The organism is Bacillus sp. bc15 (assembly GCF_900142585.1).
Lineage (GTDB): Bacteria > Bacillota > Bacilli > Bacillales > Bacillaceae_G > Bacillus_A > Bacillus_A cereus.
The window spans coordinates 125,645-147,886 of the sequence record NZ_FRBJ01000002.1; the positions used below are offsets into that span (position 1 = coordinate 125,645).

Sequence of the window (22,242 nt, forward strand, 5' to 3'; positions counted from 1 at the left end):
CCCCCCTAAGACGCTATGACTTCTTCTAACACATTATTTAACGCTATTTGTAATGTGTCTACACCAACACGACCTACAAAATCATAAAATGTTTCGGCTGGTAATTTATTCTCTTTGAAATAACTTATAAATGATGCGAGTACATCAGGTAAATCCTCGCCATCTATTTTTCCTTTTAACTTTTGATTGTAGGCACCGCCATCTAACAACGTTCCACCTACATATATCTCAAATGCTTCAACAATTCCCTTTTCCTTCGTTTTCATTTTCACCCCTTGTAACCCAATGTCAGCAATTTGACGTTGACCACATGAATTCGGGCAGCCTACCATATGAATTCGAACTGGAACATCGAGTGCAATTTGTGTATCTAAGTATTCTGCAATTTTTCGTAATCTTTCTTTCGTTTCTACTAGTGCAAGATTACAATATTCAATACCGGTACATGAAACCGCATGACCAATAAATGATTTTGGGCTTGCAGATATCGCTTCAAACAACGGTTCACTAAGTAATCCTTTTACATTTTCCGGAGGAACGTTCGGAATAATGAAATTTTGTGAATTACATGTACGAATTTGTCCATTTCCATATTGCTTTGCGATTCTTGCAATCTCAAACATTTCTTCTGCATGTAAACGACCTACCGGTACATTAAAACCTACATATTTTAATCCCTCTTGTTTTTGGTCTTGAACACCATAAAAATAGCCTGCATTCCATCCTTTGAGTGCACTTTCCCCTTTACTTTGTAAAGGCCCTGTATACTCTATTAGTTTCTCTTTAAATTTCTCTGCTCCCCAGTCCGCAACAAGAAATTTCAAACGAGCTAAATGACGTTTCTCACGATATCCAAAATCACGGAATATAGTAGCAATCGCAATTGCCACTGCCTTCACTTCTTCTGGTAAAACGAACACATCTAATTCATCAGCTAAATATGGACGGGCTGATAATCCTCCGCCTACTTTTATATGAAAACCAACTTTTTTCTCACCATCTATTTCTTTCGTAGCAGGTGTAAATGCAACACAGTTAATCTCTGCGTTTGCTGAGTTATAAATATTAGAACTAATAGACATTTTAAATTTACGTGGCAAATTAGAAAACTCTTCATTATGTTGGAAATAGTCATATACCTCTTTCACAATATGTGTCGTATCAAATAGTTCATTTGCATCAATTCCAGCAAGCGGATTACCTGTAATATTCCGCGTTATATCACCACAAGCCCCCGCTGAAGATAATCCAACTCTTGCTAATCTTTTAAAAATATCTGGTATTTGCTGAATTTCTAACCAGTGAAACTGAATCGCCTGTCTCGTAGTAATATCTATTACATCACGTCCATAATCCTCAGCGATAGAAGCAAGTACTTCTGCCTGCGCATTTGTAATAATCCCTGACGGAATATTTACCCGCATCATAAAATAACCAGCTTCTTTTGGACGTTGTAAATACAATCCCGCCCATTTAAAAGCATCCCACTCTTCTTTCGGAATAGATTCAAATCCATTTTCCGCATAGTAAGGAATATCATTAAAAATTTCTAAGCCATCTTTTTCTAATTTATTTTTCTCCGTTTGATTTAGTTTTTCATTGTTAGCCCATACTTTTTCATAACTCATTTTTAAATCCCCCTATATAAAGTGAAACTTTAATCAGTAGAGTTTTGTTCATCCCACGCTGATTATTAGCCTTAACCAATCGGGTATTTACGGGCAGCCCGACCCCCACCTAACTTCCTTGCCCCAATCGAACTTTGAGGTAGGAATTTTACTTCCCGGCAAATAGCGGGATAAAACTACGCTCTTGTAAGTACTTCACGATTTGTTCTGCACATTCTTCAATAGAATATTTGTGCGTTTCTACAATTAATTCTGCTTGCTCTGGCTCTTCATAAGGCGAATCAATACCTGTGAAATCCTTAATATCACCTTTTCTTGCCTTTTTATAAAGCCCTTTCGGATCACGTTTCTCACACTCTTCAATCGGACACTTCACAAAAATTTCAATAAATTCATCTGCCGCTAATAAATCTCTTACTTGTTTGCGGTCTACTCGAAATGGTGAAATAAATGCTGTAAGGACAACCGTTCCTTGATCTACAAATAACTTTGCCACTTCGCCAATACGTCTTATATTTTCCATGCGATCACTTTCAGAAAATCCTAAGTCTTTATTTAAACCGTGGCGAATGTTATCCCCATCCAGCACATAATTTCCAATATTCTTTTCAAACAGTTTACGAGCGACCGCATTCGCTACTGTAGATTTACCCGAAGCTGATAAACCAGTAAACCAAATTACAAAACTGTGATGTCCATTCTTCACTCTTCTCTCATCTTTTGAAACCGAAGCTGTATGCCAAGTAATATTCGTATCCATCTCGTTCTCTCCCTATTCTGTTACTACTTCTTTTTTTAAACCTTTAATTAGCACTTCTACTACTTCTTTACGACTAAATGTACTTGGCGGAATCTCACCGTTTCTTAATAATTCTCTTACTTTCGTACCTGATAAAATAACATGATCTTCTTTTCCGTGCGGACATGTTTTCGTTGAAGCCATCGCTTCACATTTCGTGCAGTAAAAACTATGTTCAAAGAATAGTGGTGTAATGCCTAACTCTTCTATCGTAAAATTCGTGAAGATTTCTTGCGCTTCGTATGTTCCGTAATAATCTCCTACTCCGGCATGATCACGTCCTACAATAAAGTGGGTACATCCAAAATTCTTTCTTACTAACGCATGAAATATCGCTTCTCTTGGTCCTGCGTAACGCATTGCAGCAGGAAATACACTTAAAAAGACACGATTTTTCGGATAATAGTTTTGAAGGAGTACTTCATAGCTTTCCATTCTTACATCAGCAGGAATATCGTCCGATTTCGTTTCTCCAACGAGTGGATTTAAAAAGAGACCATCTACAATTTCAAGAGCAGATTTTTGAATATACTCATGGGCACGATGTACCGGGTTTCTCGTTTGAAATCCGACTACTGTTTTCCACCCACGTTTTTTAAATTCTTCTCTCGTTTCAATTGGGTCTAAATGATAAGAAGGAAATTGATTATTTTCAAAGCGTTTTGTTAGAATAATAGTTCCTCCAACGTAAACGTTTGGTCGTTCATATAACTTTTTCACTCCTGGATGAACCTCATCCGTTGTTTTATATACAAGTAACGCTTCTTTTTCTTTATCTGGTACGAAAATATCTTCTATTTGAATAGCACCATATATATTTCCATTGTTGACAAGCTTTACTTCCTCTCCGGTCTTCAGGCTTTCTGCGACTTCTTCTGTTACCGGTAATGTAATTGGTATACTCCACACACTACCATTTGCTAAACGAAGCGTCTCTACGACTGAATCATAATCTTCCTTCCCCAAAAAACCAGTAAGCGGGCTATATCCACCTGTCGCCAATAGTTCTAAATCACTTAAAGCAATGTTGTCTAATTTAATTTCTTTTTCAATTTGTGATACATCATATGTCTCATCTATACGGTTTACTAATTCGTTTACTGTGCTCATTTTCTATATCCCCTCTTAGCTTTATTTCAAGATTCATCTTATTGATAATGAAGACCACATTCGGTTTTCACTTTCCCAGCCCATCTACCATCTCTTGAATCGCCACCATCCCCTACAGGTAAAGTACATTTCTCACACCCAATACTTGGATAGCCAACATCATGCAACGGGTTATACGGCAAGCTATGTTTGTATACATATCGCCAAACTTCTTTCCACGTCCAATGAATGAGTGGACAAACTTTAATAGATTGAAAACGATGATCTTGATTTATAAACTTTGTATGCTTACGTGTTTCTGATTGTTCCCTTCTTAAGCCCGATATCCATGCTTTTTCCACGACTAATGATTTTTCTAAAGGTAAAATTTTTCTAATCTTACAACAAAGATTCGGATTGCTCTCCCACAGTTTTTCACCATGCAACTTCGCCTGTTCATCAAGTGTAAGTTCTGGCTGCTTTTCTATAATATTCAATGAAGGAAATCGTTCCCTCACTCTTTGAATTAATTCATATGTTTCTTGAAAATGAACATTTGTATCCAAAAATACAACTTTAGCAGATGGATTTACTTGGTTTATAAGGTGCAGCAATACCATACCTTCCACCCCAAAGCTACATGCGTAGACGATTTCATCTTTATACTCTTCATAAGCCCAATTTAATACTGATAACGCGCCTTTTGTTTCATCTTCTTCCGAAAACGAAACAACATTTTCTTCCCACGTTTCATACGTCAACATGTTTTTTCCCCCTGTAAAAGCAAAAAGACGGTTTTAACCTAATGAAAATAGGTTAAAACCGCCTCTAGTTTTTCTAGTCAGCGCTTTTCACTTTAAACGTACTTTTTCACTTTTCTCTAACTGAATTACTTTTCCATCTTGCACAACAATTGTAATTGAGCCATATTTCATATCAGCAAGCATCGCTTCAATCTTCTCGGATACTTCATCAAAATGTTCCCGTACACCCACGCGAACAGCCCCCCTTTTTATTCATAAAAAAAATCTTTCCCATTTCGAAAAGACTGTTCGGTAATATATTTTACCTTATCTTTCAAAATGGATTCCATTTTGCTGGATTTAGCACCTTGCTTTCTATAAGCAGGTTGCCGAGCTTCTTCGGGCCAGTTCCCTCCGCTTCTCTTGATAAGCTTTGTATTTGTATTTTATCACAATTCTGATTTTTTTCAATCCTAGTTTTCCGATATATTTTAATTATTTTATTTTACAAAAAAGGAATTGCCCATCCGAACAACTCCTTTTTCTATTTAAACAAGCTCTTTAATACGTATGCGATCGTTCCCAATAATATTTTCATATGTTTCGCGTTCCACAACTACTTGCGATGTTCCGCCTTTTGCAAAGACAACGGCTGGTCTTCGAATCCGATTGTAATTATTCGCCATCGAGTACCCGTAGGCTCCTGTACAGGAAACTGCTAGTAAATCAGCAGAAGCGACTTTCGGTAAATGAATATCCCAAATCAACATATCTCCGCTCTCACAACATTTCCCCGCAATCGAAACGAGTTCCTCATTCTCATCATTCCCTCGATTCGCTAACATTGCTTCATAACGCGCACTATATAAAGCAGGTCTTAAATTATCTGTCATTCCACCATCGACTGATACATATTTCCGAATACCAGGAATATCTTTCACAGACCCAACTGTATAAATTGTTGTCCCAGCATCACCTACAATGCTACGGCCTGGTTCAATCCATATTTCTGGCAATGGATATTCACATACAGTAAATTGTTCTCTCACTGCACTTGTTACAGCTCGCACATATGTCTCAAGAGTTAACGGTGTATCCGACTCTGTGTAGCGTATTCCAAATCCCCCACCTACATTTAACACTTTTACTACATAGTTTGTTTGCTCTCTCACTTCTTCTAAAAATTGGCGAAGAACTTCAATCGCTCGAACAAAGCCAGCTGTTTCAAATATTTGCGATCCGATATGTGAATGAATCCCTAGCACATTATAATTGGATTTTTGTAAAGCAAATCCAATTGCCTGCATCGCTTGACCGTTTGAAACGCCAAATCCAAATTTCGAATCATCTTGGCCTGTTGTAATATATTCATGTGTGTGCGCCTCTACTCCAGGCGTTACACGAATTAATATGTTCACAAACTTTCCATGTTGCATCGCTAAATCGTGTAAAACTTCTAATTCAAAGAAATTATCTACGACAAAACAACCGATATTCGCCTGAAGAGCCATCACTATCTCTTCTTCTGTTTTATTATTTCCATGAAAATGAATACGTGATGCTGGAAATCCTGCTTGGAGCGCAGTATATAATTCTCCTCCAGAAACAACGTCTAATGACATATTCTCTTCACGAGCTACTCGGCACATCTCCATGCACAAGAACGCCTTGCTTGCATATGCTACTTGATAAGAGAAACCACTTTCTTTAAAAGCACGATGAAATGCTCGGCATTTTCCTCGAATAGACTCTTCATCGTATACATAAAGTGGTGTTCCGTATTGCTTTGCTAGCTGCGTCGTATCGCACCCTCCAATTTCTAAGTGTCCTTGCCCATTAATTCGGCTTGTGCCGTGTAAATACATTTAAATTCCTCCCTTATTTCCTCTAAAACTCATAACCCCAATCTTCTATTCATTGCAGCACGCTTTTAGATAGACAAAAAACGCGCGGAACAATGTTCACACGCGTTTCTTATTAGGAAAAATATATATTGAAAAAATAAACGAGTTGTTATCTCCTCAAAATAAGAAACCGCATCAACATCTCCAAATAGCTCTCCATAAAATAAATCTTATGACAGTACTACATTTATTCAATGTAGTCCCAATATATGAATAAGATGGTTATTCTTATATTTCGGCAATAGTCCCTTTCAGCCTATGATCACAGATTCCATGAAATCTCCCATAGCTTACTCTTTCCTATCGCGGCCTCTACCTTTGAGAGTAGATGAGGTAAGTCTATTTAATTTTCAAACATCTAATTGTTGCTATTAACAATACCAAAGGACCATTTTATTTGTCAAACAATTTTTTATATTGTTTTTTTGCAGTTTAATTTTGTATCATTTGGTAAGCGCTTTACTGAAATCTTTGTCACTTCCCATTCGCCTTCTTCGTTATTAAATGTAATCGTTACCTTCTCAAATGGGGGAGCAATTTTCCCAGCAACACGTTCATACTTTGTCACTTCAATACTTGCTTGAAATAAATATGTACCGCTATACACTTTTTTTAAACTAATAATTTTAGGGCATTGATACGGTTTCAAACTTCCATATTGTTTTTCAATTGCTTTATTTATTTTTGGAAATAAAACAGAATAAAGTGCATCTTCCATAAGAGGTGCATCATATTGAGCTATTGACACACTCGGTGAGGTAAAAAGTATAACACTACTGCATGCTATAAAATATAATAATTTTCGCATTATAACCTCCGTATTATCACGCGATTCTTTCTGCGTACGATAATTATCATACATAGAAATTCTGTTTTATTGTCTCCCACCACTCTTTTTCTACTCGATTATTATAAAAAAGCCCACAACTCTCTTTTATTTTCGTATAATGATACTCATAGTATAATAATCATAATAACAAAGGACTGTTCGTATATATAAAATGAGTCGTTAAGCAAACTGACTCACAAGAACTGTCATGCTTTTTAGGAGAGGAGTATATTATGCTACAACATCTGTTTCCAAAACTGCGATTTGCACTCGTTGCAGTCGTTTTACTATGGATTAAAACATATATTGTGTACAAGCTAGCATTTGATATTAAAATTGATAATTTCTTTGAAGAATTCATGCTTTTTATTAATCCACTAGCTGCGTTACTTTTATTTTTCGGCTTAGCTTTACTTGCATCTAAGTACCGAAACCGAATTATAATTGGAATCAGTTTTATACTGTCATTTATTTTATTTGGAAACGCAATGTTTTATGGGTTCTATAACGATTTCGTTACTTTCCCGGTTTTATTCCAAACAAACAATATGGCTGATTTAGGGACAAGTATAAAAGAACTCTTTACGTACAAAACATTACTTTTATTTGCAGATGCAATTATTTTAATGTTTATTTCGCGTAAATTCCCATCATTTGGCGACAAAACACCACTTTCCCGCTCAGAGAAGCGAACTTTCTTTAGCGGTGTAACAGCTTTATTAGCACTACAAATTGTTGTATCAGTTATTTATAAACCACAAATGTTCTCGCGCTCATTTGACCGTCAAACTGTCGTAAAGAATTTAGGTTTATACACATATCATCTATTTGATATTACACTTCAATCCAAGTCTTCAGCTGAGCGTGTATTTGCAAGTGGGGATGGATTTTCTGAAATCAAAAACTATACAGACTCAAAAGACAAACAAGTTGATAAAAACTTATTTGGAGCTGCAAAAGGTAAAAATGTAATTTTAATTTCAATGGAATCTACACAAAGCTTTGTTATTAATAAAAAAATAAATGGAAAAGAAATTACCCCATTTTTAAATGAATTTATTAAGGATAGTTTCTATTTCGATAACTTCTATCATCAAACTGGACAAGGCAAAACTTCTGATGCTGAATTTATCGTTGAAAACTCACTTTATCCGCTAGATCGTGGTTCTGTATTCTTTACTCATGCAACAAACGAATACACAGCGACACCAGAACAATTAAAGAAATACGGATATTCTTCTGCCGTCTTCCATTCAAATGATAAAACGTTTTGGAATCGGGATGTAATGTATCCTGCGCTTGGATATGATCGTTACTTTAATTTAAATGATTACGCAGGAACGGAACAAATGTCTGTCGGTTGGGGATTAAAAGATAAACAGTTCTTTGAACAATCTATTCCAAAGTTAAAATCTTTACCGCAACCCTTCTATACAAAATTTATTACATTAACAAATCATTTTCCGTTTCTTCTAAATCCGGAAGACCAATATGTTGATGAATTCAACTCAGAAAGTGGTGTTGTAAACCGCTACTTCCCAACTGTTCGTTACACAGATGAAGCTCTTAAATTATTTATTAAACAATTAAAAGAAGAAGGACTGTATGATAATTCCGTTATTGTCATTTATGGTGATCATTATGGTATTTCCGAAAACCATAACGCAGCTATGGCACAGTTCCTAGGAAAAGATACTATTACACCATTCGATTCTATGCAATTACAACGAGTTCCTCTTATTATTCATGTGCCTGGTCAAGAAGGAAAAGTTGTTTCTAAAGTATCTGGTCAAATTGATATTAAACCAACGCTCCTTCATTTACTTGGTATTAAAACAAATAAATCCGTTGAATTTGGAACTGACTTATTTATTAAAGAAAAAGACCCGCTTATGGTAATGCGTGATGGTAGCTTTGTTTCTGAAGAGTATGTTTATACAAAAAATATGTGCTACAAAAGAAGTACGGGTGAAGAAGCTGATATGACGCTATGTCAGCCGTATATTGAAAAAGCAAAAACAGAATTAAAACTCTCCGATAAATTAATTTATGGAGATTTATTACGTTTCGATCCTAACAATCAATATAAAACTGGAACGATGACAACGAAATTTGAATAGTAAAGGAAGCAACTTTATACAAGTTGCTTCCTCTTTTTATTTTCACTTAATTTTTAAATCATCCTTCTATGAAATCTTTCACAAATTGGTAATTTCTTTCGTATGAGGAATAAATTTATGTTATGATAAAATAAGTAAACTTTCATACACTAATTAAGAATTTATTACAGAAAGCAAGGGATCAGATTTTGTATAGAGCAGCTATTCCAAACTTATTTACGCTCGGAAATTTATATAGCGGATTTTTATCAATCGGCTATGCATCTTTAGGATATTATAAATCAGCTGCTATTTTAGTACTTATCGGGATGATGTTAGATAGTCTTGATGGTCGTGTTGCTCGTTTATTACGTGTTGATTCACAAATGGGAAAAGAGCTCGACTCGCTTGCAGATGTCGTAACATTTGGTGCAGCACCTGCTGTTTTAATGTATTACACATCTTTCTCAAACTACGGAATCATCGGATTATACATAGCGGGATTATTCCCTCTTTTCGGAGCATATCGTTTAGCACGATTTAATGTAACACCATCTTCTACTTCAATGAAATATTTCACTGGAGTACCGATTACAGCAGCGGGAGGGCTTGTTGCTTTCTTAACATTATTTTCACATACCATTCCAAAAATCGTTCTTATTACCGTATTTGTAACGTTCGCATTTTTAATGGTGAGCCGCATTCGTATCCCAAGTTTAAAAGATGTACCAATTCCACGATATAGCATCATTATTACACTATTTTTAGTTGGAATCATTATTACAATGTATCAAACAGGATTTGGCAATTTTTCTGTTTTCTTATTCATTGCCATTCCACTATATATTTTGTACATGTTATCTCAATTCATTAGACAAAGACCGTCTAAAAAAGCGAATAAAGAAAAATAAGAAAACCTTCCGAGTCCGGAAGGTTTCTTTTTATTTTGTGACTAATACCTTTTGATTTACAGGTGTTACTGGCTCTTCGCCGTTTAATACAGCTAAAATATTTCTGACAGCCATTTCAGCCATCGCATCACGAGTTTCAAACGTTGCATTCCCTACGTGTGGAGCAAGTACTACATTCTTTAACTCTTTTAGCTCTTCTGTAATTTTCGGTTCAAATTCAAACACATCAAGAGCTGCCCCTTCAATTTCATTCGTTTTTAATGCATAAGCAAGTGCTGCTTCATTCATAATTGGTCCACGTGAAGCATTTACAATATACGCTGTTTTCTTCATCATTTTAAACTGCTCTTCATCAATCATATGATGTAATTTCGGATTATAAGCACAGTTAATTGTAATAAAATCTGCTGTTTGTAATAATTTTTCCAACGTCACATACGTTGCTCCCAGTTCACTTTCAGCTTCAAACTTACGATTTGGCCCTGTATATAAAACATCCATTCCAAATGCTTTCGCACGTTTTGCAACAGCCTTCCCGATTTCTCCAAGACCAATAATTCCGATTGTCTTACCGTGGACTTCTCGTCCTAAGAAAAATAACGGTGCCCATCCGTTAAATCCAGTCGTACGACATAACGTATCCCCTTCAGGAATTCTACGCGCCGCTGCTAAAAGAAGTGCAAATGTTAATTCTGCAGTCGCTTCCGTTGATACTTTCGGTGTATTCGTTACTGCAATTCCTTTTTCACCCGCATACGTGTAATCAATATTGTCGTAACCAGCACCATAGTTTGCAACAATCTTTAAATGAGGCGCTGCATCAATAACTTCTTTTGGCACCTTTGTCGAAAGTAAACTTAACAATGCATCTTTATCTTTTACAAGCTCTGTTAATTCATCTATAGAAATTAACTCCTCTTTATCGTACATTTCTACATCATGATCTTTTAATAGTTCTAATCCAATTTCCGGAATTTTTCCCGCTACTAATATTTTTGCCACTACTAACACCTCTTCTATAGAAAATAAGATATCTCTTATATTTCATTGTAAGAAATCCACATATAAAAACCAAGGAATTTGATTATAGTTTTGAAAATCGACACTTTTCCATGAAAAAAGAGGAGATGCAACTCTCCCCTCTTCTTACGCTTTTTCCTGCGATTCTTTTCCGAGCTTCACATCAATAGTTCCTTCTGCAACCGTATCGCTAATTTGCTCCTCAATAACCGATTGAGATGCAGCATTCGTTTCAGAAGTATAAGCTTGTTGCTGTGCAACTTGTACATTTTGTTTATTTTGTTGTTTCGCCATTTCTTACCCTCCTTTTCATTCTTTCTTATTTTGAACAAAAAGGGTGGTTTTCATCAAAAAATTGCGTTTCATTTTGAATTTGTTACTTCTTCTTCAAGCGACCTCATTACTCTTGCTCGCTTCGTAAATGTTGCAATCTGAGTAACACCGTGCGCTCGTAATGTTTGTACATTCTCTTGTACATAGTTCCCTAAATCATTTGGATAATGGGCATCCGAAGAAATCGTAATTGGAACACCATACTTAGCTAATACTTGTAAATATAGTGGACTTGGGCACATTTCACGAACAGGATAACGATAGTACAATCCTGCATTTATTTCTGTTGCCGTATTCATTTCTACTAACGCACAGGCAATTTCCTTATAATAAGAAAGCTGTTCATTCTCATCCAATCGATAATTAAATACCTTTATATTATCTAGATGAGCGATAATATCAAATAACTCGGTACGAATCGCACTCTCAACTGTTTTAAAAAACGTATCGTATAATACGCGTAGGTCATGCACCTCAAAATATTCTTTCGTATCTGGATTATCAAATCCCCAGCCATTTAGAAAATGAACGGAACCAATTACATAATCAAAGTCTCCTAGCGCTAATAATTCTTTTAACTCTCCTTCACAACCAATAAAATAATCCGCTTCAATTCCAAGTTTAAGTTTGACACCTCTTTTACTCCAGCGTTCTTTCGCCTCTTCAATTGCCTTTGTAAAATCATACAGTGAAACTACCCTTACTTGATCTAACCATTCTTTTTGTATACGACCGAGGTTAGAATCACTAATATCTACATATTTTTCATAATATCCTTTTGCTTCATGAAAACGATATAGATGATCAACAATTCCCACTTCTTTTATTCCTTTTCGCACAGCTTCTTCTAAATATAGATCTATCCATTCTGTTGTAAATGGCCCTTCCTTCACACGTTTTTGCAAACGCTCTTGTGTTTTCATAAGCCAATCCATAGAATGCCTTTCTTGAAGTGGTTCATAACATTCCAACGCTTCATTTATTTTAGCAAGCCATCCTATTGAATACGGTCCTTCTTCTAAGTGAAGATGATAATCTACTTTCATATACATTCCCCCTTATAATGTATCTATTTCCCTTCTATCCCCAACTCTCGAAAGCTTTCCATTTCGTTCTTTCACCTCTCGCATGACATCTTCCAATGCGATATTTTTTTCAGCTAATAAAACGAAACAGTGATAAAATACATCAACCATTTCTTTCACTACTTCTTCTTTATCATTATTTTTACATGCGATAATTACTTCAGCACACTCTTCACCAATTTTCTTTAAAATTTTATCTTCTCCTTTTGAAAATAAATAATTTGTATACGATTCAGGAAGTGGTCTTTCCTTTCGTTCTTCAATTGTTTTATACAGCAACTTAAAGGCATTTTCCATATGTATCCCCCTATATAATTTGATAGTGAAAACATGTCTTCTCCCCCGTATGACAAGCAGGTCCTACTTGTTTCACATTCACAACAATTGAATCTTGATCACAATCTAAGTATAGAGATTGCACATATTGAATATTCCCTGATGTTTCTCCCTTATTCCATAACGACTGCCTCGAACGAGAGTAAAACCATGTTCTTTTCGTCTCTAACGTTTTTTCATATGCTTCTTCATTCATATAAGCTAGCATTAAAACTTCTTTCGTACCTTCTTCGATGACAATTGCCGGTATTAATCCTTTTGAAAAATTAGGTTTCATAACCGCACCTCAACATTTGCATCTCTTAATTTTCGCTTTACACTCTGCACTGTCGCCTCACCATAATGAAAGATGGATGCCGCTAATGCTGCATCAACTGTTGTCTTTTGAAAAACTTCTATAATGTGATCCGTATGACCACAGCCTCCTGATGCGATGACTGGAATGGAAACACTTTTTGAAATTTCTTCTGTTAAACGAAGATCATATCCACTTTTCGTTCCATCTGCATCCATACTCGTTAACAAAATTTCACCCGCCCCGAGCTTAACAACACGATTCGCCCATTCTATGGCATCCATTCCTGTGTCAACTCTTCCGCCGTTGACGTATACGTTCCATTTATCTTCTGCTACTTTTCTAGCGTCAATTGCCACGACAATACATTGTGATCCAAAGTGTTCTGCGCCCTCTTCGATTAGCTTCGGATTTCGCACTGCCGCTGAGTTTATTGAAACTTTGTCTGCTCCAGCTCTTAGTAAATTGTAAATATCTTTCACACTTGAAATCCCCCCGCCAACCGTAAGAGGAATAAATACTTTAGCTGCTGTTTTTTCTACAACATCTATAATCGTTTTTCTTCCTTCATGAGTCGCTGTAATATCTAAAAATACGATTTCATCTGCCCCTGCCACGTTATATGCTTCAGCTATTTCAACCGGATCACCGACATCTTGTAATCCTATAAAATTTACACCCTTTACGACTCGCCCTTCTTTCACATCTAGACATGGAATAATTCGTTTCGCTAACATAACTTCGTTACCTGTAACACTTCTTCTAAATCAATCGTTTTCTCGTAAAGCGCCTTTCCAATTATGACACCATATATATTCATATCATTTAACTTTTTCACATCTTGAATAGATGCCACTCCTCCAGAGGCAATGAGACGAATGCCCACACTTTTTTGAAGTAACGCCAATTGTTCAAAATTTGGCCCTGCAAGCGTCCCGTCTTTCGAAATGTCTGTAAACACAATCGTTTGAACATCTAAACTTTCCATTTGTTTCGCTAAACTAATATAAGAAATTTCAGACAGATCAAGCCAACCTCTCGTTGCTACGAAACCATTTTTCGCATCAATTCCAACAATGATTTTCTCTTTATATAGACGAACTGCTTCCTCTAAAAATGACTTATCATAAAGAGCTGCTGTTCCTAAAATCACTTTTTCTACACCTACTGACAATAACTTCTCCACCGCTACAAGTGAACGAATTCCTCCTCCCACTTGCACAGGAATACGTACCGCCTTGCAGATTTTTTCAATGACGGGCAAATTTAACGACTCGCCAGCAATTGCACCGTCTAAATCAACAATGTGTAGTATTTCCGCTCCAAGCTTTTCAAATATGATTGCCTGCGCTACCGGATCTTCATTCATCACCGTTTCTTTACTAAACTCTCCTTGATAAAGTCTAACGCATCGTCCTTCTTTTAAATCGATAGCTGGGAAGATTTCCATGCTTCTACCACCCCTTGAAAATTTTTTAATATTTGCATGCCAATTTCACCACTTTTTTCTGGATGAAACTGTGCACCAAATACATTTCCTTTCGCTACAAACCCTGGTACTTGCATTCCATAATCACTTACTCCGCATACAATTTCATCTGGACAATCCGCGTAATATGAGTGAACATAATAAACGAAAGAACCATCCACTAATCCATTCCAAAGCGGAAATTCTCTTTCCTTCCTTAATTCATTCCATCCCATATGAGGAATTTTATACGAAACTTTTAACTTACGAATTTCCCCTGGTAGTAAACCCAACCCGCTACAATCTTTTAGTTCCTCACTTCGTTCAAATAAAAGCTGCATGCCCAAACATATACCGAGGAGTGGTTTTCCTATATCACAAACCTCTTTTAGTACACACACTAAATCTCTTTCTTCTAATACGTCCATCGCTTTCGGAAATGCACCTACTCCCGGTAAAATCACGCCATCGCTTCTCAATATCTCTTCTTTATCACTCGTTACAATGTACTCTGCCCCAATATATTTTAATGCTTGCTCTACACTGCGAATATTCCCCATTCCATAATCTATAATGGCAATCAATTACAACATCCCTTTCGTTGAATTTACACCAGTAATGTTGGCATTTTTTTCGACCGCTTCTCTAAGCGCTCTACCAAAAGCTTTAAATAATGCTTCAATTTTGTGATGCGTATTACTTCCGTATAGAACGCGCGCATGTAATGTAATATTGGCAGCATGTGCAACTGCTCTAAAAAATTCTTCCGTCAATTCTGTATCAAAATCCCCAAGCTTCGGATTTGTTAATTCCCCTTGAAATACACAATATGAGCGTCCACTTATATCAATTGCGACAAATCCTAAAGATTCATCCATCGGTACATACGCAGAACCGTAACGATTAATTCCCTCTTTGTTTTGCAATGCTTCTTTCAAGCAATTTCCGAGTACAATTCCAACATCTTCAACGGTGTGATGTGCATCGACAAATGCATCCCCTTCTGCTTCAACTTGCAATCCAAATCTTCCATGTCTAGCAAATAAAGTAAGCATATGATCGAAAAAACCAACCCCTGTTTGAATAGATACATTTGTACTTTCATCAAGCTGCAAATTTAATTTAATTTTTGTTTCTGTCGTCTCACGTACTTGACTGGACTGACGCATTATTTTTCCTCCTCAAACCTTATTTGGATTGCTCTCGCATGTGCATGTAACCCTTCTTTATTTGCAAGCTCTACAATGTGATGCTGTACATTTTTTAATGCTTCCTCCGTATAAGAAATAAAACTTGATTTTTTCACGAAATCATCGACTGATAACGGAGAAAAAAATCTTGCCGTTCCGCTCGTTGGTAATACATGATTCGGTCCCGCTAAATAATCCCCGAGCGGTTCAGGTGCATATGACCCAAGGAAAATAGAACCTGCATGTTTCACATAATCTAGAGCATTCATCGGTTCTTTTATATGTAACTCTAAATGTTCTGGAGCAATTTCATTTGATAACTTTAGTGCCTCCTCTAAAGAAGGAACGATAAAGATGGCTCCATTTCTATTTATTGATTCACGTGCAATTTCACTTCTTGGTAACATTTCTAACTGTCTTTCTATCTCTTTTTCTACTTCTTTAGCTAGTTCCATATTCGTTGTAATACAAATTGCCGTTGCTCTCTCATCATGCTCTGCTTGCGATAATAAATCCGCTGCGATATATTTTGCATTACCTGTTTCATCCGCGACAACTACAATTTCTGATGGACCAGCAATCATATCGATATTTACTATTCCGTATACTTCTCGCTTCGCTAGAGCGACATACAAATTTCCCGGTCCAACTATTTTATCCACTTTCGGAATCGATTCCGTCCCGTATGCTAAAGCAGCAATTGCTTGCGCGCCACCTATCGTATAAATTTCATCTACTCCCGCAAGATTTGCAGCAGCTAATATATGCGGATCAATTCCTCCTTTCCTCGGCGGTGTTACCATTACAATCTTTTTCACACCTGCGAGTTTCGCCGGCAATACATTCATTAATACTGAAGAAGGATATGAGGCTGTCCCACCCGGTACATATACACCTACATTTTCTAACGGCCGAATGAGTTGCCCTCTAATTATGCCTTTACTTTCACAATCAAATATTGAGTGCTTCTTTTGCTTTTCGTGATACGAAACAATGTTTTTCTTCGCCTCTTTTAAAGCTTCTAAAAATGAATTCGTTACAAACATACTCGCTTGCTGTATTTCTTCTTCACTTACACGAAAATCTTTCATCTCTACACCATCAAACTTTTTTGTATAGAAAGATAAAGCTTCATCTTTCCCTTCCCTTACATTTCTAATGATTTCTCTTACACTTCTTTGAACAGTTTCTTCTATTATATTAGCGTTTTCTCTTAGCACTTTTACTTTAGATAATGCCTCCTTAAAGTCTTCATAAATGATTTTCATTTTAAGTCCTCCTATTTCCCTGATAAGATTTCTTGCTCCATCATATTTACAATACTGAATATTTCGTCTTTTTTAGTTTTTAAGGCTGCCTTATTTACAATCATCCGAGCCGATATAGAGTGCATTTCCTCAAATACAATAAGTCCATTCTCTTGTAATGTTTTTCCTGTTTCAACAATATCTACAATCGCATCTGCCAATCCAAGAAGAGGAGCGATTTCTACAGAACCTTCTATTTTAATAATTTCTACATCCTCTCCCTTATCATGAAAATAAGTAGAAGTAATATGTGGGTATTTCGTAGCAATTCTTTTCTTCCGGTAACTCTTCGGATTATACGTAGGAATAGAAGCAACACAAAACTTACAAATCCCCACTCCTAAATCCAGCATTTCATAAATATCTTTCTCGTTTTCCATTAAAATATCTTTTCCAACGATCCCAATATCAGCTACCCCATGTTCTACATAAGTAGCAACATCAACCGCTTTTACTAAAATAAATGAAACATTTGTATTTTTACTTTGAAATACAAGCTTCCGACCTTTATTTTTGAGATCGGAACAATCAATTCCAATCTGCTCAAAAAGTGGAATGACATGTTTTTCTAACCTTCCTTTCGTTAACGCAATTTGAATGTTACGCATGAAGCCTCTCCTTCTTTCTGGACTACCCATTTCTCATTCCATACATATTCCACTAAATATTCATTCTTTGCCTCAACGACCGTTCCTATTTTATTTTTTCTTGCAAATTGAAAGGTATCGCTTAAATTAGAGAATAGAGATAACCAAGCATTTTTCCCATCCTTTCGAAGTAAATTTCGTAACCTTTCTGCTTCCGCTAATCTATTTAACTCATAATGAATCACAATATCAATTTGATTTCGTTCATATGGTTCTTGCTGCTCTTGCAGCGCCTTCACAATTTGATTTACTTGTACCGCGAGTCCAACAGCTGGCAGCATTTCTCCAAAATTCCCAATTAGCTCATCGTATCTTCCGCCACTAACGATTTCTTCTCCAATTTCATATATATATCCTTTGAAAATAACACCCGTATAGTAATCTAAGTGTTGAATCATGCCCAAATCAATTGATATGTAAGAACCATATCCTAACGTTTCAATTGTTTCATACATTTCTTTTACTCTTGCAATTGCCATTTTCATTTCATTACTTGAAGCAAGCTTTTCTGCCTCCTCAATAACTTCTAAATTTCCAAATAGCCTTGGTAATTTCTCAAGTAATCTTACTGTCTCATCGCATCGATCTAATTTCTTTTCTCCGATAAAATTTGAGAGGGCAGCATAATTTTTACTTTCTATATACGTTCTAAGTACTCTTTCTTCTTCATCATGGATGGAGAGCTTTTTTACAATACATTTATATAACTGTACTTGCCCAATCTCAATTGTAAAAGATTGCACCTTCAACTTTTGAAGTGCTTGAATGACACTTATTACACATTCAATTTCAGCTCTTACATTATCAATCCCGATAACTTCAATACCACTTTGTACGATTTCATTATATTTTCCAGAATGGGATTCATTCGCTCGAAATACATTCCCGCTATACGTCACTTTAAGTGGCGTATCCCATCTCTGTGTTCCAAACACTCTTGCTAAAGGAATTGTCATATCTGGACGTAAAACGATAATCCTTCCCTTTTCATCAAAAAATTTATACATCTTCTCTTCATCTATCGGTCTATTTTGAAATGCAAAAACATCATAAAATTCAATTGTAGGTGTTCTTATTTCCTCATAACCTCTCTCTAAAAAAGTAAGCCTTAATTTTTGCTCCACTTCTTCAATTAACGTACATTCTTCGAATAAATAATCTCTCGTTCCATTCGGGTTCGCCCGTTTCCATTTTGTCATCTAAATTTTCACACCTTTCCCCTTCTAATGTATGCCTATTTCATTCACCTAAGCCGAAAATAAAAAGAGCCTTGTAGACAAAATACCTACAAGGCTCTTCAGTAGAGTGTAGGTACAACGGGAATAACCCTTGTACCTACACGTTTTCACGCTAGGTTCAAGGGTTTCATGTATGATGATGTAGTTGTGTAAGCATTGTAATAGATTTTATTTTATTCATAATACTTACTCCCTTTCTCCTCTGATTTTCACATAGTATATAACAGTTAATTTTGAATGTAAATACATTTTTAATATTCCGTCACTTTCTTTAATGTAAAGCCACTTTTCTTTCATACTCTTTTATTTCTTGTTCATATTGCATTGTAATACTAATTTCATCTAAACCATTCAATAACTTCTCTTTCCACATTTTCTCGATTGTAAAATGGAATCTGTGCATATTCGTTATAATTATTTCATTTTCTAAATCAACTGTGATTTGTTCCCTCGCATCTGTTTTTGCAAGTTGTTCACGCATATCTTTGTCCATTACAATCGGTAACATGCCATTCTTCATACAATTCATATAAAAGATATCAGCAAATCCTCCAGCGATAATAACGCGGAAACCATAATCAGCAAGCGCCCATGGAGCATGTTCTCTAGACGAGCCACATCCAAAATTATCACCTGTGATTAATATGCTGGCTCCTTTTCTTTCTTGCGCATTAAGCGGGAAATTAGGGTTTTCTTGGCGATTATTATCATATCGCCACTCATCAAATAAAAACTTCCCAAACCCAGTTCTTTCAATTCTCTTTAAATATTGCTTCGGAATAATTTGATCTGTATCAATGTTATCATTCATCAGTACTGCGGCAGTACCTTTATGAATACGAAATGGCTCCATCATAACTCTCCTTTCTAATATCAACAAAATGACCATGTAACGCAGCCGCTGCCGCCATTGCCGGGCTAACTAAATGCGTTCGTGCTCCCTTTCCTTGTCTTCCTTCAAAATTGCGATTTGACGTAGAGGCACAATGTTCTCCTTCAGGCACTTGATCTGGATTCATACCTAGACACATTGAGCATCCGGGCTCTCTCCATTCAAATCCAGCTTCTTCAAATATGCGATGTAATCCTTTATGCATCGCTGCTTCTCTTACCCTTTGGGATCCAGGTACAACAAGTGCTCGCACACCTTCTTTTACTTTTTTACCTTTCACGACAGATGCAGCAATTTCTAAATCAGAAAGCCTAGAATTTGTACAAGATCCAATGAAAACATGTTGAACTGGAATGTCATACGTACTTTGTCCGGGACTCAACCCCATATAAGAAAACGCTCTTTCGTCATTTGCATCATGCTTTTCTGGCAATTTCTCATCAATCCGAACACCCATACTAGGATTTGTTCCCCACGTAACGTACGGCGCTAAATCCGTAACATCTACTAGAATATGTAAATCATAAGCTGCATCTAAATCTGTATAAAGTTCTGACCATTTTTTCTTAATAGATTCATAGTCTTTCGGCGCATATTTACGCCCTTTTACGTAAGCAATCGTTTTTTCATCTGGTGCAATAATACCAGCCTTTGCTCCCCCTTCAATTGCCATATTGCAAAGCGTCATCCTCTCTTCCATATCCATAGCATGAATGGTCTCTCCGTAAAATTCCATTACGTAACCTGTTCCAACTGCTACTCCGTACTTTGAAAGAAGGTGTAAAATAATATCTTTCGCATAAACACCTTGCGGTAACTTTCCTTTTAACTCAATGCCCATCGCTTTTGGCTTTCGTTGCCATAACGTTTGCGTTGCCAATACATGTTCCACTTCACTCGTACCAATACCAAACGCTAGTGCGCCAAAAGCACCGTGTGTTGCTGTATGACTATCACCACAAACAATCGTTTTTCCTGGCTGTGTGAGTCCAAGTTCTGGTCCTATAACATGAACGATCCCTTGCTCTTCATCTCCGATATCCGCTAATGGCACCTGAAATTGTTTACAGTTTTCCCGAAGTGTATCTAGTTGCTGCTTCGCAATGCGGTCGGTAATATTCCAAACATCTTTCGTTGGAATATTATGATCCATCGTTGCAAATGTTAAATCTGGTCTGCGGACTGTTCGATTTGTAAGCCGCAAGCCTTCAAAGGCTTGCGGTGACGTTACTTCATGAACAAGATGTAGATCGATATATAATAAATCCAATCCATTTTCATTTGTCGCAACTACATGTCTTTCCCAAAGCTTATCTAGTAACCTTTTCCCCATTATCTTCCTCTCCCTACTAACGCTTGCTCTTCCATTTCTTGAATAACTGCCTTTGTAAATGAAGTTGTCGTTTCAGTCCCCCCGATATCTGCTGTACATTTTCCAGATTTAAGGACTGCAGAAACTGCTTCTTCAATTGCACATCCTTCTCTCGTTAATCCGAACGATTGCCCAAGCATCATTGCAACAGAACGCATCATCGCAATTGGATTCGCCTTATTTCTCCCCGCAATATCCGGTGCTGATCCGTGAATAGGCTCGTATAATGAAGGCCCCTTTTCAGCGTGACTTGCTGATGGAAGCATTCCTAATGATCCAGCTAATACTGAAGCCTCATCACTTAAAATATCACCAAATAAATTTTCCGTTACAATAACGTCAAATCTTCCTGGATTCCGAATTAATTCCATAGCCGCTGCATCTACTAAAATGTGTTCTACTTCCACATTTGGGTAGCGAAGTGCTACTTCTTCTGTCACATTTCTCCATAGTTTACTAGACTCTAAAACATTCGCTTTATCAATAGATGTTACTTTTTTCTTCCGCTTATTTGCTAATTGAAAGGCATACGAAACGATACGTTCAATTTCATGTCGATGATACGTAAGTGTATCTGTCGCCACTTCTTCCGTTCGCTCTTTCGGATAAGAAAAATAAATTCCGCCTGTTAATTCACGAACGACAACGAAATCAATTTCATCAGCATTTTTTAATGGTGATAAATGTGCAGTTGCACTTTCTACCGTTACAGGGCGAACATTCGCAAATACACCGAGTCCTTTTCTTAATGCTAATAATCCTTTCTCAGGCCTTTCTTTCGCACTATCCCACCTTGGTCCACCTACTGCTCCAAGTAAAACCGCATCACTCGCTAAACAGGCGGCAAGTGTTCGCTGTGGTAATGGTTGCCCAGTTAAATCGATAGCAACACCACCAAAGTACTCATCTTGCAAATGAAAATGATGTCCATATAGCCTTTCTACCATATGCAATACTTCCTTCGCACTTTCCATAACTTCTGGACCAACACCATCACCAGCTAAACAAACGATACGTTTTTCCATTTTTAACACTCCTTTTAACTGAATTTTCAGAA

Annotated in this window: 24 protein-coding genes and 2 riboswitches; of the genes, 2 read left to right on the plus strand and 22 right to left on the minus strand. The window is 36.6% G+C overall.

Annotation, left to right across the window (positions count from 1 at the left end; all coding sequences use genetic code 11):
- Positions 1–5: 5 nt before the first annotated feature.
- The 7 genes from BUA87_RS10455 to BUA87_RS10485 form a co-directional block, all read right to left on the minus strand.
- A complete protein-coding gene (locus BUA87_RS10455; RefSeq protein WP_000119611.1) occupies positions 6–1,628 on the minus strand; it encodes a nitrite/sulfite reductase in 1,623 nt (540 codons plus the stop codon).
- Between the two features lie 148 nt (positions 1,629–1,776).
- Positions 1,777–2,388 carry an adenylyl-sulfate kinase gene (cysC, locus tag BUA87_RS10460; RefSeq protein WP_029441817.1) on the minus strand — a complete coding sequence of 204 codons (612 nt, stop codon included), beginning with the start codon at positions 2,386–2,388 and terminating at the stop codon, positions 1,777–1,779.
- Between the two features lie 12 nt (positions 2,389–2,400).
- A complete protein-coding gene (gene sat / locus BUA87_RS10465) occupies positions 2,401–3,537 on the minus strand; it encodes a sulfate adenylyltransferase (RefSeq protein WP_000108781.1) in 1,137 nt (378 codons plus the stop codon).
- Positions 3,538–3,575: 38 nt separating this feature from the next.
- On the minus strand, positions 3,576–4,280 hold the full coding sequence (locus BUA87_RS10470; protein WP_000959018.1) for a phosphoadenylyl-sulfate reductase: 705 nt from the start codon (positions 4,278–4,280) through the stop codon (positions 3,576–3,578).
- Between the two features lie 87 nt (positions 4,281–4,367).
- Entirely contained in the window at positions 4,368–4,511 is a 144-nt protein-coding gene (locus BUA87_RS10475) for a YezD family protein (protein WP_000538896.1), read from the minus strand.
- Positions 4,512–4,583: 72 nt separating this feature from the next.
- Positions 4,584–4,692, minus strand: a riboswitch (SAM riboswitch).
- Between the two features lie 115 nt (positions 4,693–4,807).
- Positions 4,808–6,124, minus strand: coding sequence for a diaminopimelate decarboxylase (gene lysA, locus BUA87_RS10480; protein WP_000280643.1), 1,317 nt, complete (start codon positions 6,122–6,124; stop codon positions 4,808–4,810).
- 180 nt (positions 6,125–6,304) lie between these two features.
- A riboswitch (Lysine riboswitch) is annotated at positions 6,305–6,486 on the minus strand.
- A gap of 89 nt (positions 6,487–6,575) precedes the next feature.
- The gene (locus BUA87_RS10485) at positions 6,576–6,971 is read right to left on the minus strand and encodes a DUF3888 domain-containing protein (RefSeq protein ID WP_001228820.1); all 396 of its coding nucleotides are present in this window, start codon (positions 6,969–6,971) and stop codon (positions 6,576–6,578) included.
- 254 nt (positions 6,972–7,225) lie between these two features.
- On the opposite strand from BUA87_RS10485, the gene BUA87_RS10490 reads away from it, so the two are divergent.
- Positions 7,226–9,112, plus strand: coding sequence for an LTA synthase family protein (locus BUA87_RS10490; RefSeq protein WP_000939088.1), 1,887 nt, complete (start codon positions 7,226–7,228; stop codon positions 9,110–9,112).
- Positions 9,113–9,300: 188 nt separating this feature from the next.
- Positions 9,301–10,002, plus strand: coding sequence for a CDP-diacylglycerol--serine O-phosphatidyltransferase (gene pssA / locus BUA87_RS10495; protein ID WP_000285417.1), 702 nt, complete (start codon positions 9,301–9,303; stop codon positions 10,000–10,002).
- A gap of 30 nt (positions 10,003–10,032) precedes the next feature.
- On the opposite strand, the gene BUA87_RS10500 is transcribed toward pssA, so the two are convergent.
- From BUA87_RS10500 to leuB, 15 genes are all read right to left on the minus strand, one after another.
- Positions 10,033–11,004: an NAD(P)-dependent oxidoreductase gene (locus BUA87_RS10500; RefSeq protein WP_016513103.1), complete on the minus strand. Its 972-nt coding sequence runs from the start codon at positions 11,002–11,004 to the stop codon at positions 10,033–10,035.
- 144 nt (positions 11,005–11,148) lie between these two features.
- Complete coding sequence (locus tag BUA87_RS10505; protein ID WP_001118893.1) at positions 11,149–11,316, minus strand: DUF4025 domain-containing protein; 168 nt, start codon at positions 11,314–11,316, stop codon at positions 11,149–11,151.
- A gap of 68 nt (positions 11,317–11,384) precedes the next feature.
- Entirely contained in the window at positions 11,385–12,401 is a 1,017-nt protein-coding gene (locus tag BUA87_RS10510) for a histidinol phosphate phosphatase domain-containing protein (RefSeq protein ID WP_071714668.1), read from the minus strand.
- 12 nt (positions 12,402–12,413) lie between these two features.
- Positions 12,414–12,737 (minus strand): phosphoribosyl-ATP diphosphatase, encoded by a 324-nt coding sequence (hisE, locus tag BUA87_RS10515; protein WP_071714667.1) that lies wholly within the window; start codon positions 12,735–12,737, stop codon positions 12,414–12,416.
- Between the two features lie 10 nt (positions 12,738–12,747).
- Complete coding sequence (gene hisI / locus BUA87_RS10520; RefSeq protein WP_071714666.1) at positions 12,748–13,053, minus strand: phosphoribosyl-AMP cyclohydrolase; 306 nt, start codon at positions 13,051–13,053, stop codon at positions 12,748–12,750.
- Positions 13,050–13,808: an imidazole glycerol phosphate synthase subunit HisF gene (hisF, locus tag BUA87_RS10525; protein WP_071714665.1), complete on the minus strand. Its 759-nt coding sequence runs from the start codon at positions 13,806–13,808 to the stop codon at positions 13,050–13,052. The genes hisI and hisF overlap by 4 nt, the downstream gene beginning before the upstream one ends.
- Positions 13,802–14,521, minus strand: a complete 720-nt coding sequence (gene hisA, locus BUA87_RS10530; RefSeq protein ID WP_000402295.1) for a 1-(5-phosphoribosyl)-5-[(5-phosphoribosylamino)methylideneamino]imidazole-4-carboxamide isomerase — start codon at positions 14,519–14,521, stop codon at positions 13,802–13,804. The genes hisF and hisA overlap by 7 nt, the downstream gene beginning before the upstream one ends.
- On the minus strand, positions 14,494–15,123 hold the full coding sequence (gene hisH, locus BUA87_RS10535; protein ID WP_053564913.1) for an imidazole glycerol phosphate synthase subunit HisH: 630 nt from the start codon (positions 15,121–15,123) through the stop codon (positions 14,494–14,496). The genes hisA and hisH overlap by 28 nt, the downstream gene beginning before the upstream one ends.
- A complete protein-coding gene (gene hisB, locus BUA87_RS10540; RefSeq protein ID WP_001249954.1) occupies positions 15,124–15,708 on the minus strand; it encodes an imidazoleglycerol-phosphate dehydratase HisB in 585 nt (194 codons plus the stop codon). It abuts the gene before it with no gap.
- Positions 15,708–16,997: a histidinol dehydrogenase gene (gene hisD, locus BUA87_RS10545; RefSeq protein WP_000692518.1), complete on the minus strand. Its 1,290-nt coding sequence runs from the start codon at positions 16,995–16,997 to the stop codon at positions 15,708–15,710. Before hisD ends, hisB begins: the two co-directional genes overlap by 1 nt.
- An 11-nt stretch (positions 16,998–17,008) precedes the next feature.
- Positions 17,009–17,644 (minus strand): ATP phosphoribosyltransferase, encoded by a 636-nt coding sequence (gene hisG, locus BUA87_RS10550; RefSeq protein WP_001244467.1) that lies wholly within the window; start codon positions 17,642–17,644, stop codon positions 17,009–17,011.
- Complete coding sequence (locus tag BUA87_RS10555) at positions 17,620–18,882, minus strand: ATP phosphoribosyltransferase regulatory subunit (RefSeq protein WP_061660284.1); 1,263 nt, start codon at positions 18,880–18,882, stop codon at positions 17,620–17,622. The genes hisG and BUA87_RS10555 overlap by 25 nt, the downstream gene beginning before the upstream one ends.
- Before the next feature lie 310 nt (positions 18,883–19,192).
- Positions 19,193–19,774, minus strand: a complete 582-nt coding sequence (leuD, locus tag BUA87_RS10560; protein ID WP_000433187.1) for a 3-isopropylmalate dehydratase small subunit — start codon at positions 19,772–19,774, stop codon at positions 19,193–19,195.
- Positions 19,752–21,146 carry a 3-isopropylmalate dehydratase large subunit gene (gene leuC / locus BUA87_RS10565; RefSeq protein WP_071714663.1) on the minus strand — a complete coding sequence of 465 codons (1,395 nt, stop codon included), beginning with the start codon at positions 21,144–21,146 and terminating at the stop codon, positions 19,752–19,754. The genes leuD and leuC overlap by 23 nt, the downstream gene beginning before the upstream one ends.
- Positions 21,146–22,210 (minus strand): 3-isopropylmalate dehydrogenase, encoded by a 1,065-nt coding sequence (gene leuB, locus BUA87_RS10570; RefSeq protein WP_071714662.1) that lies wholly within the window; start codon positions 22,208–22,210, stop codon positions 21,146–21,148. The genes leuC and leuB overlap by 1 nt, the downstream gene beginning before the upstream one ends.
- Between the last annotated feature and the right edge of the window lie 32 nt (positions 22,211–22,242).